This is a genomic window from Cupriavidus sp. SIMBA_020 (assembly GCF_046535395.1).
GTDB classification, from domain to species: Bacteria; Pseudomonadota; Gammaproteobacteria; order Burkholderiales; family Burkholderiaceae; genus Cupriavidus; species Cupriavidus campinensis.
Window position 1 is genome coordinate 1 of record NZ_JAWRWU010000282.1, and the last position, 312, is coordinate 312.

Genomic DNA, 312 nt, shown 5'->3' on the forward strand with positions numbered 1-312 from the left:
GTGTGGCCTACGCCCGCGAACTGCTTGATACCGGCCGCGCGATGACGGTCGTGTCGCAGGACGGCACGCGCTTCGCCGCGCCGGGCGCCGATCTGTCGCGCGGATTCCTGACGTTCGGCGCGAGCGTCGGCTTGCCGCTGACGCGGCAACTGGACGTGTCTCTTGCCTATGATGCGCTCGTCAACACGTCCCGCGCGTCGTCGCAGGCGGGCAGCGTCAGGATGAGCTATCGCTTCTGACTGTCAGCGCAGCAGCGCTTGCCTGGCTGCCTGGTATTCCGCTTCGAGCAGATTCACCAGCTCGTGTACCGCC

Annotated in this window: 1 protein-coding gene; it reads left to right on the forward strand. The window is 67.0% G+C overall.

From position 1 onward, the window contains the following. Positions 1-239 (forward strand): hypothetical protein (locus SB751_RS29215; RefSeq protein WP_410748932.1); only part of this gene is annotated, 239 nt, incomplete at its 5' end. Between the last annotated feature and the right edge of the window lie 73 nt (positions 240-312).